Annotated in this window: 15 protein-coding genes; 12 read left to right on the forward strand and 3 right to left on the reverse strand. The window is 59.0% G+C overall.

The genetic code is table 11. From position 1 onward, the window contains the following. The first annotated feature begins 29 nt into the window (after positions 1-29). The 5 genes from cheR to flgE all read left to right on the forward strand — a co-directional run bounded on the left by cheR (position 30) and on the right by flgE (position 4,118). Positions 30-857, forward strand: a complete 828-nt coding sequence (gene cheR / locus CAF65_RS16260) for a protein-glutamate O-methyltransferase CheR (RefSeq protein WP_057399089.1) — start codon at positions 30-32, stop codon at positions 855-857. Between the two features lie 306 nt (positions 858-1,163). Continuing rightward, complete coding sequence (flgB, locus tag CAF65_RS16265) at positions 1,164-1,571, forward strand: flagellar basal body rod protein FlgB (protein WP_007988729.1); 408 nt, start codon at positions 1,164-1,166, stop codon at positions 1,569-1,571. 3 nt (positions 1,572-1,574) lie between these two features. Further along, positions 1,575-2,018, forward strand: a complete 444-nt coding sequence (gene flgC / locus CAF65_RS16270; RefSeq protein ID WP_007980123.1) for a flagellar basal body rod protein FlgC — start codon at positions 1,575-1,577, stop codon at positions 2,016-2,018. A 15-nt stretch (positions 2,019-2,033) separates the two neighbouring features. Beyond that, complete coding sequence (flgD, locus tag CAF65_RS16275) at positions 2,034-2,756, forward strand: flagellar hook assembly protein FlgD (protein WP_085717185.1); 723 nt, start codon at positions 2,034-2,036, stop codon at positions 2,754-2,756. 30 nt (positions 2,757-2,786) lie between these two features. Further along, entirely contained in the window at positions 2,787-4,118 is a 1,332-nt protein-coding gene (gene flgE, locus CAF65_RS16280) for a flagellar hook protein FlgE (protein WP_085717186.1), read from the forward strand. A gap of 177 nt (positions 4,119-4,295) precedes the next feature. Here flgE and CAF65_RS16285 read toward each other — a convergent pair whose 3' ends face one another. Together CAF65_RS16285 and CAF65_RS16290 are read right to left on the reverse strand one after the other, a co-directional pair. Beyond that, complete coding sequence (locus CAF65_RS16285) at positions 4,296-5,555, reverse strand: OprD family porin (RefSeq protein ID WP_085717187.1); 1,260 nt, start codon at positions 5,553-5,555, stop codon at positions 4,296-4,298. Positions 5,556-5,932: 377 nt separating this feature from the next. Next, positions 5,933-7,327: a class II fumarate hydratase gene (locus CAF65_RS16290; protein ID WP_085717188.1), complete on the reverse strand. Its 1,395-nt coding sequence runs from the start codon at positions 7,325-7,327 to the stop codon at positions 5,933-5,935. Positions 7,328-7,518: 191 nt separating this feature from the next. Between CAF65_RS16290 and CAF65_RS16295 the strand changes: the two genes are divergently transcribed. The 7 genes from CAF65_RS16295 to CAF65_RS16325 all read left to right on the forward strand — a co-directional run bounded on the left by CAF65_RS16295 (position 7,519) and on the right by CAF65_RS16325 (position 15,332). Continuing rightward, positions 7,519-8,043: a DUF2059 domain-containing protein gene (locus CAF65_RS16295; protein ID WP_085717189.1), complete on the forward strand. Its 525-nt coding sequence runs from the start codon at positions 7,519-7,521 to the stop codon at positions 8,041-8,043. Between the two features lie 12 nt (positions 8,044-8,055). Continuing rightward, positions 8,056-8,355, forward strand: coding sequence for a BolA family transcriptional regulator (locus CAF65_RS16300; protein WP_085717190.1), 300 nt, complete (start codon positions 8,056-8,058; stop codon positions 8,353-8,355). A gap of 102 nt (positions 8,356-8,457) precedes the next feature. Then, the gene (locus CAF65_RS16305) at positions 8,458-9,399 is read left to right on the forward strand and encodes a rhodanese-related sulfurtransferase (RefSeq protein ID WP_085717191.1); all 942 of its coding nucleotides are present in this window, start codon (positions 8,458-8,460) and stop codon (positions 9,397-9,399) included. Between the two features lie 36 nt (positions 9,400-9,435). Then, entirely contained in the window at positions 9,436-10,038 is a 603-nt protein-coding gene (locus CAF65_RS16310; RefSeq protein ID WP_178076710.1) for a DsbA family protein, read from the forward strand. Next, entirely contained in the window at positions 10,031-11,848 is a 1,818-nt protein-coding gene (locus CAF65_RS16315) for an ABC transporter ATP-binding protein (protein ID WP_085717193.1), read from the forward strand. Before CAF65_RS16310 ends, CAF65_RS16315 begins: the two co-directional genes overlap by 8 nt. 186 nt (positions 11,849-12,034) lie before the next feature. Next, on the forward strand, positions 12,035-14,494 hold the full coding sequence (locus CAF65_RS16320) for an EAL domain-containing protein (RefSeq protein ID WP_085717194.1): 2,460 nt from the start codon (positions 12,035-12,037) through the stop codon (positions 14,492-14,494). A 76-nt stretch (positions 14,495-14,570) separates the two neighbouring features. After that, on the forward strand, positions 14,571-15,332 hold the full coding sequence (locus CAF65_RS16325; protein WP_371919009.1) for a TenA family transcriptional regulator: 762 nt from the start codon (positions 14,571-14,573) through the stop codon (positions 15,330-15,332). A gap of 138 nt (positions 15,333-15,470) precedes the next feature. On the opposite strand, the gene CAF65_RS16330 is transcribed toward CAF65_RS16325, so the two are convergent. Further along, entirely contained in the window at positions 15,471-16,397 is a 927-nt protein-coding gene (locus CAF65_RS16330) for a GGDEF domain-containing protein (protein ID WP_085717196.1), read from the reverse strand. Between the last annotated feature and the right edge of the window lie 98 nt (positions 16,398-16,495).

Genomic DNA, 16,495 nt, shown 5'->3' on the forward strand with positions numbered 1-16,495 from the left:
CAGTCAACACGATTTAAGAGGCGGCATCATTGTCTACGGGTAATTTGGATTTCGAACAGTTCCGGGTGTTCCTGGAAAAAGCCTGTGGCATTTTGCTCGGTGAAAACAAGCAGTACCTGGTCTCCAGCCGTCTCAACAAACTGATGGAACAGCAAGGCATCAAGTCTTTGGGTGAGCTGGTTCAGCGCATGCAGACCCAGCCGCGCAGCGGTTTGCGCGAGCAGGTGGTGGACGCCATGACCACCAACGAAACCCTGTGGTTTCGTGACACCTACCCGTTTGAAGTCTTGAAGAACAAGGTACTGCCCGAAGCGATCAAGGCCAGTCCCGGCCAGCGCCTGCGCATCTGGTCGGCGGCGTGCTCCTCAGGCCAGGAACCGTATTCGCTGTCGATGTCCATCGACGAGTTCGAGCGGGTCAACATGGGCCAGTTGAGGATGGGCGTGCAGATCGTTGCCACCGACCTGTCCGGCACCATGCTGACCAACTGCAAGACTGGCGAGTACGACAGCCTGGCCATCGGCCGTGGTCTGTCGCCAGAGCGCCTGCAGCGTTATTTCGACCCGAAAGGGCCGGGACGCTGGGCGATCAAGGCGCCAATCAAGAGCCGGGTGGAGTTCCGTTCCTTCAACCTGCTGGACAGCTACGCGAGCCTCGGCAAGTTCGATATCGTGTTCTGCCGCAACGTGTTGATCTACTTCTCGGCCGAGGTGAAGAAGGACATCCTGTTGCGTATTCACAGTACGTTGAAGCCGGGGGGGTATCTGTTCCTCGGTGCTTCCGAAGCCCTGAACGGTTTGCCGGATCATTACCAGATGGTCCAGTGCAGCCCGGGGATCATTTACCAGGCGAAGTGATTTGTTGGCAGTATCAAAAAAACGGGGGGCCTTTGGGACTCCCGTTTTTTATGTCTGGTGATTTCTCGCGAACACCTCTGACCCTGTGGGAGCGGCGGTGCGGCGGTCCCACAGGGTCCAATGGTGTTGGTGGGAGAAAGAGATAAGCGGCAGAAAAGCGGCATGCGGCGGAAAACCGTTGCCGCTTTTCTGGCATTGCCGCGTTGCCATGACCGACAAAGCCCCGGTTTCCGGGCTTTTTTGAATTGGCATGGGGCTTGCTAAGTTGATCTTACGAAAAATCAGGTCACCCGAAGGTTTCCCGACATGAGCATCAGCTTCGATAAAGCGCTCGGTATCCACGAACAAGCCCTGGGCTTCCGCGCCCAGCGTGCCGAAGTCCTGGCCAACAACATCGCCAACGCCGATACCCCGAACTACAAGGCTCGGGATCTGGATTTCTCGAAAGTGCTCGCCGAGCAGAACGAGAAAACCAAAAACGGCACGTTCGCCTTGAACATGACCAACAGCCGTCATATCGAAGCTGAAGGTCTGGGCAATGGCGATGAGTCGTTGCTGTATCGCACGCCGATGCAACCGTCGATCGACCAGAACACCGTGGATGCTCAGCTGGAACAGTCGAACTACGCGGAAAACGCGATCGGCTTCCAGGCCAGCTTTACACTGCTCAACAGCAAATTCAAAGGGCTGGTATCAGCCCTGCGCGGAGAGTAAGCCATGTCTCTATCCAGTGTTTTCAACATTGCCGGTAGCGGCATGAGTGCGCAGACCACACGTTTGAACACCGTCGCTTCGAACATTGCCAACGCCGAGACCGTCTCGTCGAGCATCGACCAGACCTACCGCGCGCGCCACCCGGTGTTCGCCACCATGTTCCAGGGCGGCCAGAGCGGCGGCAGCGACTCGCTGTTCCAGAGCCAGGACGCGGCCGGTCAGGGCGTGCAGGTGCTGGGTGTGGTCGAAGACCAGAGCAACCTCGAGGCGCGCTACGAGCCGAACCATCCGGCGGCCGATGCCAAGGGCTACGTCTACTACCCGAACGTCAACGTGGTTGAGGAAATGGCCGACATGATTTCCGCGAGCCGTTCGTTCCAGACCAACGCCGAAATGATGAACACCGCCAAAACCATGATGCAGAAGGTCCTGACCCTCGGTCAGTGATAAGGGGCGACTCAGATGAGTGTTACCGATTCCACCAGTGGTTTGAGCCTCAACGACATCCTGGCCAACTCCTCGATCAAGACCAACACCACGACTGACGGCCTCGCGTCGGCAACCGGCAGTGCCACTGGCAACAAGGCCTTGGGCAAGGATGCGTTCCTGCAGTTGCTGGTGACCCAGCTGAAAAACCAGAACCCTCTGGAGCCCCAGGACAATGGCGCGTTCGTGGCCCAGCTGGCGCAGTTCAGTAGCCTGGAAGGCATTACCACGCTCAACGACACCGTGAGCGGCCTGGCCAGCAACTACAACTCGTCCCAGGCACTGCAGGCGTCGTCGCTGGTGGGCCGTTCGGTCATCGCACCGGGCGACAAGGCCGTGGTCGATACCACCAAGAGCCTTAGCGGCACGGTGGTGGTTCCGTCTTCCGTGGCGTCCGCCACCCTGAAGATCACCGACGCCAGCGGCAAGACCGTGCGCACCATCGACCTCGGTTCGCAGAAGGCCGGCAATGCCAGCTTCATCTGGGACGGCAAGAACGATGCGGGTGAGACGGTACCCGCGGGTACCTACACCTTCGGCGCCACGACCACGATCGATGGTAAGTCCGTCGCGTTGATCACCAACCTGCCTGCGACCGTCAACAGCGTGACCATCAGCCAGACCGGCGGTGAGTTGATGCTCAATCTGGCCGGGCTGGGCAGCGTTGCCCTGTCCAAAGTACAAACCATTGGTATGTAGAGCCGACTAACACGGCACAAAGGAGTGATGATGTCTTTCAATATCGGCCTTAGCGGTCTCTATGCAGCCAACAAACAACTGGACGTGACCGGCAACAACATCGCCAACGTCGCGACCACCGGTTTCAAATCGTCCCGCGCAGAATTCGAAGACGTGTACTCGGCGACCCGCCTGGGCACCGGCAGCAAGACCGTCGGCAACGGCGTGCGCCTGTCCAACGTTTCCCAGCAGTTCGGCCAGGGTGACGTGAGCAACACCGGCAACGTGCTGGACATGGGTATCCAGGGCAACGGTTTCTTCGTCCTGAGCAACAACGGTTCGCTGACCTACACCCGCGCCGGTACGTTCAAGACCGACAAGGACGGCTACGTCACCAACAGCGACGGTACTGCCCGCCTGCAAGGTTACGGTGTGGACTCCAACGGCAAGATCGTCAACGGCGTGCTGACCGACCTGCGGATCGATACCTCCAACCTGGCGCCGAAATCCACCAGCCTGGTTTCGTCGACCATCAACCTGAACTCCACCTCGCCGGTGATCGACCAGACGGTTGCGGCCAACAAGTTCGATCCGTCCAAGACCGAGACTTTCACCAAGTCGTTCAGTACTCCGGTTTTCGATACTCAGGGTAACCAGCACACCATGGATCAATACATGGTCAAGACTGGAGCGAACACGTGGGATACCTACACGCTGATCGATGGTCGCAACCCGGATGGCAGTGATCCTACCGTTACCGCACCGGTTGCTTCGACCATGTCGTTCGATTCCACCGGCAAACTGACTTCGGTCAGCACACCGGTGACGCCGCCAACCACGCCACCGACTTCGGTGATCAGCAGTGACCTGAAGATCACCAACTGGACTCCGGGCTCCGTGACCAATGGCGTCTGGACAGCCAACGGCGCCGCAGCCGACCCGGCAGGTCTGACCATCGCGATGGCCAACACCACCCAGTTCAATGCCGACACCGCGCGTTCGATTCCGGCACAGAACGGTTACGCCACTGGCCAGATCACCAACCTGACCATCGACGGCAGCGGTGTGCTGCTGGCCAACTTCAGCAACAACCAGACCAAGCCGATCGGCCAGATTTCCCTGGCCAGCTTCACCAACGAGCAAGGCCTGCAGCCGGTAGGCGGCACCAGCTGGAAAGAAACCTACGCATCGGGCATCCCGGGCTACGATGCGCCGGAAACCGGCACCCTGGGTTCGATCGTTTCCAACTCCCTGGAAGAGTCCAACGTCAACCTGACCAACGAACTGGTCGACCTGATCAAGGCGCAGAGCAACTATCAGGCGAACGCCAAGACCATCTCCACCCAGAGCACCATCATGCAGACCATCATTCAGATGACTTGATGCGTGTTGGTTGATGCTGCTTCACAAAGAGCCCCTCGAGAGAGGGGTTTAATGAGATGGTCAGCCTGACCGAAAAGCCCTGCAAGCATAAACCTGCAGGACTTCTCGGCCAGGCTGGCCATGCATTTTTGTGTCCGGTGCTTTTCTGTAGAAGGCTCGCGATAGCGGTAGTGAATTTTACAGCAGGCTGATCGGGTAGCTGATGATCAGGCGGTTCTCATCGAACTCGTTGTTGCTGTAGTCGCGACGCATGGTCGAGTTGCGCCATTTCAGGTTCAGGTCTTTCAGCGCACCGCTCTGCACGGTGTAGCCCAGTTCCGATTCACGTCCCCATTCCTTGCCATCGGTGATGCTGCCGGTGTGCACGTTATCGCCACTGATGTAGCGGTTCATCAGGGTCAGGCCCGGTACGCCGAGGGCGACAAAGTTGTAGTCGTGGCGCACTTGCCAGGACTTTTCCCGGGCATTGTCGTAGCTGGAGTTGTAGCTGTCGTTGGCCAGTGTGCCGCCGCTGGTGCCGTTGACCCGCATCCAGGCGTTATCACCGGTGAGTTTCTGCAGGCCGACGTAGAAGGTGTTGCCGCCGTACTTGGCCGAGAACAAGCCATACATGGTTTTGTTGTCCAGCTCGCCGGCCCGGGCGCTGCCGTCATCCTTTCCGTAGAAGAAGCCGAGGTTGGCGCCCAGAGTCCAGTCGCCAAGCGGTTGGCTGTGGATCAGATTGATGAACTGCTGGCTGTAGATGTCCTTGAGCTCGGCGTTCCACAGACCGATCTGGGTACGTTTGTCGTTGAACACGTATTCACCACCCTGAAAGTTGAAACGGTCGGAGGTGAACGCGGCTTTGCCGGTCATCGACATGTCGTTCATGCTGCTGTCGTCGCGTGGGCTGTTCTGGCGGAACTGGCCGCCGTAGAGCGTCAGGCCATTGATTTCCTTTGAGGTGATCTGGCCGCCACGAAAAGTTTGCGGCAACGAGCGACCGTCGTCCGAACGCAGGATCGGCAACACGGGCATCCACTCGCCAACTTTGACTTCGGTCTGCGACAGCTTCGCCTTGAACGCCACGTTGGTGCGGCCGAAGTTGTCCGCCGGGCGGCCGTCGTGGTCCAGCGGCAGCAGTTGCGTACCGCCGGTGCCTTTGCCGCCGTCGAGCTTTACCGAATACAAACCGAGCACATCCATGCCGAACCCGACGGTGCCCTGGGTGAACCCGGACTTGGCGTCGAGGATGAAACTCTGCGTCCATTCTTCAGCTTTACCCTGGGCCTTGGTCGGGTTGGTGAAGTTGCGGTTGATGTAGAAGTTGCGCAGGTTCAGGTTGACCTTGGCGCCTTCGACAAAACCCGGCTCCTCGGCGCAGGCGGGCAGGGCGGCACTGGCCAGGGCGGCGGCGATCAGGCCGGGAACGAAATATTGCGCGGTGGAAGGCGTCATGGACTCGGGTCTCTCTGATTCTTGGGGATGAAGCGGGGTAATGCCGCAACCCGGGGTTGCAGACGAACATTGGAAATCAGCACAAACGAAGCGGATCAGCCGGGGAGGGCGGGGCGCGGGGGCATGGTGTCGAACCTGTTGTTATTGGTTTTGTGGTTCGGATGGTGAATGGAATGTACTGGATGGTTCAATCGGTGGCGGCGGGTTTTGGGCGATTATCGAACGCAAGATTGGCGCTGACTTTGTATTGATAGTGCGAGCCTCATCGCGGGCAAGCCCGCTCCCACAGTTGCCCGGTATGGACGCCAATCCTGTGTTCACAAAAGAACCCTGTGGGTGGCTTGCCCGCGATGACGGACTATCAGGCGCTACAAAGCTCAGCCCTTGGCGCCAGCCTCAAGCATGTTCTCCGGCCTTACCCACGCATCGAACTCTTCGTCGGTCAGATACCCGAGCTGCAACGCCGCCTCGCGCAAGGTCAGTCCTTCGCTGTAGGCCTTCTTGGCGATCTCCGCCGATTTGTCATAGCCAATGTGCGGGTTGAGCGCTGTTACCAGCATCAGGCCACGTTCCAGGTGTTCAGCCATTTTTTCCGCATCCGGCTCCAGACCGGCCACGCAATGCTGCTGGAAGTTGCTGCAGCCATCACCCAGCAAGCGGATCGATTGCAGCAGGTTATGGATGATCACCGGTTTGAACACGTTCAGTTGCAAGTGGCCCTGACTGGCTGCAAAGCCGATGGCGACGTCGTTGCCCAGTACCTGGCAGGCCAGCATCGACAAGGCTTCGCACTGGGTCGGGTTGACCTTGCCTGGCATGATCGAACTGCCCGGCTCATTGGCCGGCAGCTTGACTTCGGCGAAGCCGGCACGCGGACCGGAGCCCAGCAGACGCAGATCGTTGGCAACTTTCATCAGGGTCACGGCGAGGGTTTTCAGCGCGCCGGACAACGTGGTCAGCGGCTCATGACCGGCCAGTGCGGCGAACTTGTTCGGTGCGGTGATAAACGGCAAACCGGAGAGGGCGGCCAATTCTGCGGCGATGGCCTCACCGAAGCCGTGGGGTGAGTTCAGCCCCGTGCCGACCGCTGTTCCGCCCTGGGCCAGCTCGCAGACCGCGGGCAGTGCGCTGCGGATCGCCCGCTCGGCGTAATCGAGTTGTGCGATGAAGGCCGAGATTTCCTGACCGAAGCTGATTGGTGTCGCATCCATCATGTGGGTGCGGCCGGTCTTGACCAGTTTCATATGGCGGGCGGACAGCTCGGCCAGCCCGCCGGACAGTTCGCTGATCGCCGGCAGCAAGTGCTGTTGCACGGCCTGGGCGGTCGCGATGTGCATGGCAGTGGGGAAACAGTCGTTGGAACTCTGGGAGCGATTGACGTGATCGTTGGGGTGTACCGGGGACTTGCCGCCGCGCGGGTTGCCGGCCAGCTCGTTGGCGCGACCGGCGATCACTTCGTTGACGTTCATGTTGCTCTGGGTGCCGCTACCGGTTTGCCAGACCACCAGCGGAAACTGGTCGTCGTGGTCGCCAGCGAGCACTTCGTCGGCCGCCTGCTCGATCAGACGGGCGATGTCGGCAGGCACGTCGCCGTTGCGATTGTTGACCCGAGCCGCGGCTTTCTTGATCAGCGCCAGGGCATGCAACACTGCCAGCGGCATGCGTTCGTTGCCAATGGCGAAGTTGATCATCGAGCGTTGCGTCTGAGCGCCCCAATAGGCTTCATCCGGGACTTCAACCTCGCCGAGGCTGTCGGTTTCGATACGGCTCATCTTGCTCACTCCTGTAGGTCCGATTGCGCAGTTTAGGCCGTGCTCGACGGCCGTGGTTCCATCAGTCTGGATTTGACCATTCAACCCCTCTAAATCAGGTGCGACAAGGCTTGGGGTTGAGCGACACACTTTTTTAGGCGCAGAATGGACGCCCTTGGGGTCTTACCTCGCCAGCTAGAAAAGGAAACTCGATGACTCGTCTTCGTGCCATCTGTACCGCCGTTGCTTTGGTCTGCGCCAGCGGCCAGGTTCTTGCCGACACCGCCAGCCATAACGCCAGTGCCGAGGCTTTCCTGACCATGGCGCACGCTGACAAACTGGGCACCCCGGTGTACATGCAAGTACAGCAGATGTTTGCCCAGCGTTTCGAACAGTCCAAAGCTCCTGAGTCGAAAAAAGCCTTGCTGGAAACCTACCAGGCCAAGGCCAAGGCCGCTCTGGACCAAGCCATTGGCTGGAACAAGCTGAAGCCGGACATGATCAACCTCTATACCACCAACTTCACCGAGTCCGAGCTCAAGGACCTGGTAGCGTTCTATCAGTCGCCACTGGGCAAGAAAGTCCTGGAAAAAATGCCCCAGCTGACCCAGCAATCGGCCCAGATGACCCAGGCCAAGCTGGAAAGCGCGGTGCCTGTGGTCAACAAGCTGCTGGCTGACATGACCGCCGAGCTGACGCCGAAAGACGCGGCTGCGTCCACCAAGAAAAAGCCTTAAGCGGAGTTCGGTATGACCATGCAACAACGCATCGAATCGACGCTGGCCTTGCTTCAGCCGGAGCATCTGCAAGTGCTGGATGAGAGCCATATGCACAGCCGTGGGTTACAGACCCACTTCAAGGCTGTGGTCGTCAGCACACAGTTCGAAGGCCTGAACCGGGTCAAGCGCCACCAGAAAGTCTACGCCACGCTCGGCGAACTGATGGGCGAGTTCCATGCGTTGGCGCTGCATACCTACACGCCGGAGGAATGGGCACAGATCGACGCCGCCCCGGCCTCGCCGACCTGTGCTGGCGGCAGCAAGCACTAAACCCCGGTTTTTTGCTAGAATCCGCAACGCGCCGCTAACCCGGCGCGTTTTTTTTCGCATCCGGTTCACCCCTTACGAGGGTAGCCACCTGGAGATTTACCCATGACACAACAGATTGTCGTGGCGGCACTGTATAAGTTCGTCACCCTGGAAGATTACGTCACCCTGCGCGAGCCACTGCTGCAAGCGATGCTCGATAACGGCATCAAAGGCACGCTGCTGATTGCCGAAGAAGGCATCAACGGCACCGTATCCGGTAGCCGCGAAGGCATTGACGGGCTGATGGCCTGGCTCAAGAGCGACCCGCGCATGGACGACATCGACCATAAAGAGTCGTACTGCGACGAGCAGCCGTTCTACCGCACCAAAGTCAAACTCAAGAAAGAGATCGTCACCCTCGGGGTGGAAGGCGTGGACCCGAACAAAAAGGTCGGTACCTACGTTGATCCGCAAGACTGGAACGCGCTGATCAGCGACCCGGAAGTGCTGTTGATCGACACGCGTAACGATTACGAAGTCTCGATCGGTACCTTCGAAGGCGCCATCGACCCGAAAACCACCAGTTTTCGCGAATTTCCCGACTACATCAAAGCCAACTTCGACCCGGCCGTGCACAAGAAGGTCGCGATGTTCTGCACCGGCGGCATCCGTTGCGAGAAAGCGTCGAGCTACATGCTCAGCGAGGGTTTTGGTGAGGTCTACCACCTCAAGGGCGGCATCCTGAAGTACCTCGAAGAGGTGCCGCAGGAAGAAACCAAGTGGCAGGGCGACTGTTTTGTGTTCGACAACCGCGTGACGGTTCGCCATGACCTGAGCGAAGGCGACTACGATCAATGTCATGCCTGCCGCACGCCGGTCAGTGTAGAAGACCGCGCGTCCGAGCACTACGTGGCCGGCATCAGTTGCCCGCATTGCTGGGATAAGCTGAGCGAGAAGACCCGTCGCAGCGCCATCGACCGGCAGAAGCAGATCGAACTGGCCAAGGCTCGTAACCAGCCTCACCCGATCGGCTACAACTATAAGCAAGCATCCTCAGAGGCCTGAACCATGTCTGCGCGCCTGCTCTATGTGATGGACCCGATGTGTTCCTGGTGCTGGGGGTTTGCCCCGGTGGCCAACGCACTGGTCAAGCAGGCGCAAGCCGCAGGCGTGGATGTGCACCTGATCGTGGGAGGTTTGCGCACTGGCAGCGGTGCAGCGCTGGAACCGTCCACCCGTCGCTATATCCTTGAACATTGGCAGGCAGTCACCGAGGCCACCGGCCAACCGTTCAAGCTTGAAGGCGCGTTGCCCGACGGCTTTGTCTATGACACCGAACCTGCCTGCCGGGCATTGGTGACGGCCCGCAGCCTGGCGCCGGATTGCGCATGGAAACTGCTCGGGCTGATTCAGCACGCGTTTTATGCTCAGGGTCGCGACGTCACGCAGGCCAGCGTGTTGGTGGAGCTGGCGGAGCAGGCCGGTTTGCCACGCATCGAGTTCGCCGGTGCATTCGACCGGGCCGATATGCATGCGGCCACCGCCGCCGATTTCACCTGGGTCCAGGACCTGGGCATTGCCGGTTTCCCTACCCTGCTGGCTGAGCGTAAGGGGCAACTGGCGTTGCTGACCAATGGCTATCAGCCGTTGAGCGAGTTGTCCCCGCTGCTCGGCCGCTGGCTGGAGCGTGCTGCCTGTGCATGACCTGCCCGATGATGTCGCTACCGTTAAACGTGTCGATCACCTGAGCTGGGCGGAAATCCGTCGCCTGGTCCTGCATCACAAGAAGTCCCTGTGGATCGCCAACGGCGTGGCCGTGCTGGCGACCTTGTGCAGCGTGCCGATTCCCTTGCTCCTGCCGTTGCTGGTGGACGAGGTATTGTTGGGGCACGGTGATGCCGCGCTGAAGATCATGAACCACGCGCTTCCTGAAGGCTGGCAGAAAGCCGCGGGTTACATCGGCCTGATGTTGCTGGTGACCTTGACCCTGCGTTGCACGGCATTGCTGTTCAACGTGGTGCAGGCGAAACTGTTCGCCGGGTTGGCCAAGGACATCGTCTACCGCATTCGTATACGCCTGATCGAACGGCTCAAGCGTATCTCGCTGGGTGAATACGAAAGCCTGGGTAGCGGCACGGTGACCACGCATCTGGTCACCGACCTGGACACGCTGGACAAGTTCGTCGGCGAAACCCTCAGCCGTTTCCTCGTGGCCATGCTGACCCTGGTGGGCACCGCGGGCATCCTGATGTGGATGCACTGGAAGCTGGCGCTGCTGATTCTGTTGTTCAACCCGTTGGTGATCTACGCCACGGTGCAGTTGGGCAAGCGGGTCAAGCACCTGAAGAAACTCGAGAACGACAGCACTTCACGCTTTACACAGGCGCTGACCGAAACGCTGGATGCCATCCAGGAAGTTCGCGCCGGCAACCGCCAGGGGTTTTTCCTCGGGCGCCTGGGCCAGCGTGCCCGGGATGTGCGTGATTACGCGGTGAATTCGCAGTGGAAAACCGACGCATCGAACCGGGCCAGCGGATTGCTGTTCCAGTTCGGCATCGATATTTTCCGGGCCGCGGCCATGCTCACGGTGTTGTTCTCCGACCTGTCCATCGGCCAGATGCTCGCAGTGTTCAGCTACCTGTGGTTCATGATCGGTCCGGTAGAGCAACTACTGAACCTGCAATACGCCTACTACGCTGCCGGCGGTGCGCTGTCGCGGATCAACGAACTGCTGTCCCGCGCCGACGAACCCGAGTACGCGGGCGGAGTCGACCCGTTCAACGGTCGCGAAACCGTCGGGATCGAGGTTCAGGGATTGAGCTTCGGCTACGGTGACGAATTGGTGCTGAGCCAGATGAATCTCTCCATCGCTCCCGGCGAAAAAGTCGCGATCGTCGGTGCCAGCGGCGGCGGCAAGAGCACGCTGGTGCAACTGCTGCTGGGCTTGTACACACCATTGGCCGGCACCATTCGTTTCGGTGGTTCGACCCAGCAAGAGATCGGCCTGGAAACCGTGCGGGAAAATGTCGCCGTGGTCCTGCAGCATCCGGCCCTGTTCAACGACACCATCCGGGCCAACCTGACCATGGGCCGTGAACGCAGTGACGAGGCCTGCTGGCAGGCGCTGGAAATCGCCCAATTGCACAGCACGGTCCGCGATTTGCCCAATGGCCTGGACAGCATCGTAGGTCGCTCCGGCGTGCGCTTGTCTGGCGGGCAGCGCCAGCGCCTGGCCATAGCGCGGATGGTGTTGGCCGAACCGAAAGTGGTGATTCTCGATGAAGCGACTTCGGCGCTGGATGCCGCCACCGAGTACAACCTGCACCAGGCACTGGCGCGGTTCCTGAGCAACCGCACCACGTTGATCATTGCTCACCGTCTTTCGGCGGTAAAACAGGCCGACCGTGTGCTGGTATTCGACGGCGGGCAGATTGCAGAGGATGGCGATCATCAGCAACTGATTGCCGACGGTGGTTTGTACGCCAAGCTTTACGGACATTTGCAGAGGTTGTAGCGAGACGACATCAAGGTTGCAGGGTGCCACTTCAAAACTATAAAAACATCGTCGCGACCGAACTCAATGGCCGCGATGCTCCCTCCGGGCATAGCTTGTCGCTTGCCGGGATCGGAATCGCAACCTAGTCTAGCTAAAGCGATTTCGTCCGGAAGACGAGCTAGCGGTGCTAAATCAAGGGACCACATGAATCAAACGCGGACTCTCGGAACGCCACGGTTGTTGGGCATCGTCTGGCCATTTATCGCCGTAGTGTTGTTTCAAGCCTTGTTGGGCGGCGTTAGCCTTTATGTACTGTCGGCGGTTCGCGGCTATGTTGCCGGCGAAAGCCTCTGGTCCAAGGGCCAGAAAGACGCCATCTATTACCTCAATCTCTACGCCGACAGCGGCGACGAAGCGATTTTTCATAAATACCAGAACGCCATTTCCGTGCCTCAGGGTGGGCATGAGTTGCGTGTGGCGCTGGATAATCAGCCGCCGGACATCGAGGCCGCACGTGTGGCGATCCTCAAGGGCGGCAATCATCCTGACGATGTCGCCAGCCTGATTTGGCTGTACCTCAACTTTCGTCACTTCAGTTACCTCGAAAAAGCCATCGACCTCTGGACTGTGGGTGATGCCTATCTGGTCCAACTCGATGACGTTGCGCGGGACATGCATCAGCACATCACCTCCGGCCCGGCCTCCGGTGCGGATGTGCAACGCTGGAAGGAGCAGATTTTTGCCATCGATGACGGCGTGACGCCGGCAGCGAAGGCATTCAGCGATGCCCTGGGTGAAGGTTCGCGGGTGATTCTGCGTTTGTTGCTGGTGACGAATCTGGCCACCGCCCTGGGCCTGATTGCATTGGCCTTGATGCGCACTCACAAGCTGCTCAAGCAGCGTCATGCCTTTGCCGATGCGCTGCAACTGGAGAAGGAGCGGGCACAGATCACTCTGCAATCAATTGGCGACGGAGTGATCACCACGGACGTTTCCGGTGCGATTGCCTATATGAATCCGGCGGCCGAGGCGTTGACCCACTGGAAGGCCGAGCAGGCGACAGGATTGCCGCTGGCGGCGCTGTTCAACCTGCTGGATGAAAATGCGCAGACCGATGGTTTCACCCTGATCGAGCATATTCTCAGCGGCCAACTCAGTGGCGGCAGTGAGCACTCCAAGCTGATTCAACGCCTGGACGGCAGCACGGTGTCGGTGACGTTGGTGGGCGCGCCAATCCGCAATGCCGGCAAAGTCAGCGGGACGGTGCTGGTGCTGCATGACATGACCCAGGAGCGGCAATACATCGCCAATCTGTCGTGGCAGGCGACCCACGATGCCTTGACTGGCCTCGCCAACCGCCGCGAATTCGAGTATCGCCTGGAGCAGGCGCTGCACAACCTGACCCGCTACACGGGTCGCCATGCCTTGATGTTCCTCGATCTGGATCAATTCAAACTGGTCAACGATACCTGCGGCCACGCGGCGGGCGATGAACTGTTGCGGCATATCTGTGCCTTGTTGCAATCCGGGCTGCGTGAAGGCGATACCCTGGCGCGCCTTGGCGGCGACGAGTTCGGCATCCTGCTGGAGAACTGTGCACCGGAAGCGGCGGAGAAAATTGCCGAGAGCCTGCGCCAGACTGTGCAGAATCTGCATTTTGTCTGGAAGGGCCGGCCTTTCGTCACCACTGTCAGTATCGGGCTGGTCCATGTCGCACAGAATCCGACGACGCTCGAAGCCTCGCTGCGTGCTGCCGACATGGCGTGCTACATGGCCAAGGAAAAAGGCCGGAACCGGGTCCAGGTCTATCATCCGGATGACTCGGAGTTGTCCCTGCGCTTCGGTGAAATGGCCTGGGTGCAGCGTTTGCACATGGCGCTGGAGGAGGACCGCTTTTGCCTGTATGCCCAGGAAATTGCCCCCTTGGGCCATTTCGATCAGGACGGCGGGCACATTGAAATTCTGCTGCGATTGCATGATGAAGCCGGGCGCATGATCTTGCCCGACAGTTTCATTCCAGCTGCCGAGCGCTATGGCCTGATGAGCTCGCTTGATCGTTGGGTGGTGCAGAACGTGTTCAAGATCATTGCCCAATGCCGGGCCGGGCAAAATCATGGGCCGTTGGCCATGTGTGCGATCAATCTGTCAGGCACGACGATCGGGGATGAGGCGTTCCTGGACTTCCTGCGCGAACAGTTTGTGACGTATTCGATTCCGCCTGAAATGATTTGTTTTGAAATTACCGAGACCAGTGCAATTTCAAATCTTGGCAGCGCCATCCGATTCATTAATGAACTCAAAGGCTTGGGATGCCATTTTTCACTGGATGATTTTTGCGCTGGAATGTCCTCATTCGCGTACCTGAAACATTTGCCTGTAGACTTCCTGAAGATCGACGGGAGTTTCGTTAAGGATATGCTGGACGACCCGATTAACCGCGCCATGGTCGAAGTGATCAATCACATCGGCCATGTGATGGGTAAGCGCACGATTGCCGAGTTTGTCGAAACGCCCCAGATCGAGCAGGCATTGCTGGAAATCGGGGTGGATTATGCTCAAGGGTATGTGATTGAACGCCCGCATCTGTTTACCAGCGATAGCTTGCTGAGTCGTCCTGCCAGGCCTCGGCCGCTGTTGTTCAGGGCACCTGGCACGTTCCGTTGAAATTCCTGCCGGTCTTATAATCACAATCAAAAGGAGCTCGACAGTGATCGACACATTCAACCGAACCGGACCGCTCATGGAAGCTGCAAGTTACCCTGCCTGGGCCCAGCGCCTGATCCAGGATTGCAGCGAGAGCAAGCGCCGGGTTGTCGAACACGAACTGTACCAACGCATGCGAGACAACAGACTCAGTGCGAAGACCATGCGCCAGTACCTGATCGGTGGCTGGCCGGTGGTCGAACAGTTTGCGTTGTATATGGCACAAAACCTGACCAAGACCCGCTTTGCCCGTCATCCCGGCGAAGACATGGCCCGTCGCTGGCTGATGCGTAATATCCGCGTCGAATTGAACCACGCCGATTATTGGGTGCACTGGAGTCGCGCGCATGGTGTCAGCCTGGAAGACCTGCAGGCACAGCAGGTTGCGCCGGAGCTTCATGCCTTGAGCCATTGGTGTTGGCACACCAGTTCAGCCGACTCGCTGATCGTCGCGATTGCTGCCACCAACTACGCCATCGAAGGGGCGACCGGGGAATGGTCGGCGCTCGTTTGTTCCAACGGTATCTACGCCGCCTCGTTCCCCGAGGAAGATCGCAAGCGGGCGATGAAGTGGCTGAAGATGCATGCCCAGTACGACGATGCCCATCCATGGGAAGCCCTGGAAATCATCTGCACCCTGGCGGGCACCAACCCGAGCAAATCCCTGCAGGTGGAGTTACGCCAGGCTGTTTGCAAGAGTTACGACTATATGTACCTGTTTCTTGAGCGTTGCATGCAGTTGGAGCACGCAGAGAGGGCGCCAGTCGTTCGTGAACGGATGGCACTGGTCGAAGGCTGATTCAATCGCTGCTTGAAAAACAACTGTGGGAGCGAGCCTGCTCGCGAATACGGACTGTCAGTCAACATCATCGTTGAAGGTCAGATCCCATTCGCGAGCAGGTTCGCTCCCACATTGTCTTGTGCCGTGGCTAATGGCTCAGCCTGCCATCTCCAGCCGGTTACGACCTTCGCGCTTGGCCACATACAGCGCGCTGTCTGCCCGTCGCAACAGGCTTTCGGCAGACTCGCCGGGCAACAGGGTCGAACAGCCGAGGCTGACCGTCAGCAAGATCGTATGAGCATCGGCCAGGTATTCTTCAGACTGTACTGCAAACCGGAGGCGTTCACCGACCATGGCCGCGGCCTCACGGCTGGTGTTCGACAGCAGGATCAGGAACTCTTCACCGCCATAACGAAAGACCATGTCCACGTTGCGCAGTTGGTGTTTGATCGAGGCAGCGACCGCCTTGAGCACGTCATCGCCAGTGCTGTGGCCATGGATGTCATTGACTTGCTTGAAATGATCGATGTCCAGCATCAGCACCGACAACGGTTGCAGATGGCGCCGGGAAAGCTCGATTTCCCTTTGCAGCGTCTGGTCCATGGCGATGCGGTTACCGGTACCCGTCAACGGGTCACGCAGTGCGCTTTGAGTGGCGGTACGGTAAAGCAGTGCGTTGCGCATCGGGAAAAGCAGCGCGGCCAGCAGTGATTCGAGATGGCTCTGTTCCTGTTCGCTGAAACGCTGATTGCGGCGAAAAACCAGCTCGCCCAGGTGCTCGCCTTCGTGGCTGAGGCTGTAACTGATGGAATGGTGGCCGCGCTGGCCAAACTCCAGGCGCAGGTCGCTGCTCTTGTGTTGGTAGTTCAAGGCGTCCAGCGGCACCAATCGTTGAATCTCGCGATAGAACGTTCCGAGAATGCGTTGCGGCTCCAGACTGGTTTGCAGCAGAAGGCTCAGTTGCTGGCGCATTTGCGCAAGACTGACAGGCCTTTCCAGAAGAGGCGGCTGCTGACCAAAGCCCAGGCGCTGCAATTTGGCGCTATCGAAGTCAATTGCGTTGGTCTGGGAAGGTGGTTTCATAAGGCGTGCGCCCCTAAGCAGTAAGGCTGTCTTACAAGCAGGGTGAGAGCGGCTTAGGGCTGCGCGTCGTACTGGTCCGTCAGTCCCGTAGGACATTT

The organism is Pseudomonas sp. B28(2017), from assembly GCF_002113025.1.
Lineage (GTDB): Bacteria > Pseudomonadota > Gammaproteobacteria > Pseudomonadales > Pseudomonadaceae > Aquipseudomonas.

Bases quoted from the DNA above. Each gene is read 5' to 3' on its own strand.
- flgB (WP_007988729.1), top strand. From the start codon at position 1,164: ATGAGCATCAGCTTCGATAAAGCGCTCGGTATCCACGAACAAGCCCTG.
- flgC (WP_007980123.1), top strand. From the start codon at position 1,575: ATGTCTCTATCCAGTGTTTTCAACATTGCCGGTAGCGGCATGAGTGCG.
- flgD (WP_085717185.1), top strand. From the start codon at position 2,034: ATGAGTGTTACCGATTCCACCAGTGGTTTGAGCCTCAACGACATCCTG.
- flgE (WP_085717186.1), top strand. From the start codon at position 2,787: ATGTCTTTCAATATCGGCCTTAGCGGTCTCTATGCAGCCAACAAACAA.
- CAF65_RS16285 (WP_085717187.1), bottom strand. From the start codon at position 5,555: ATGACGCCTTCCACCGCGCAATATTTCGTTCCCGGCCTGATCGCCGCC.
- CAF65_RS16290 (WP_085717188.1), bottom strand. From the start codon at position 7,327: ATGAGCCGTATCGAAACCGACAGCCTCGGCGAGGTTGAAGTCCCGGAT.
- CAF65_RS16295 (WP_085717189.1), top strand. From the start codon at position 7,519: ATGACTCGTCTTCGTGCCATCTGTACCGCCGTTGCTTTGGTCTGCGCC.
- CAF65_RS16300 (WP_085717190.1), top strand. From the start codon at position 8,056: ATGACCATGCAACAACGCATCGAATCGACGCTGGCCTTGCTTCAGCCG.
- CAF65_RS16305 (WP_085717191.1), top strand. From the start codon at position 8,458: ATGACACAACAGATTGTCGTGGCGGCACTGTATAAGTTCGTCACCCTG.
- CAF65_RS16310 (WP_178076710.1), top strand. From the start codon at position 9,436: ATGTGTTCCTGGTGCTGGGGGTTTGCCCCGGTGGCCAACGCACTGGTC.
- CAF65_RS16320 (WP_085717194.1), top strand. From the start codon at position 12,035: ATGAATCAAACGCGGACTCTCGGAACGCCACGGTTGTTGGGCATCGTC.
- CAF65_RS16325 (WP_371919009.1), top strand. From the start codon at position 14,571: ATGGAAGCTGCAAGTTACCCTGCCTGGGCCCAGCGCCTGATCCAGGAT.
- CAF65_RS16330 (WP_085717196.1), bottom strand. From the start codon at position 16,397: ATGAAACCACCTTCCCAGACCAACGCAATTGACTTCGATAGCGCCAAA.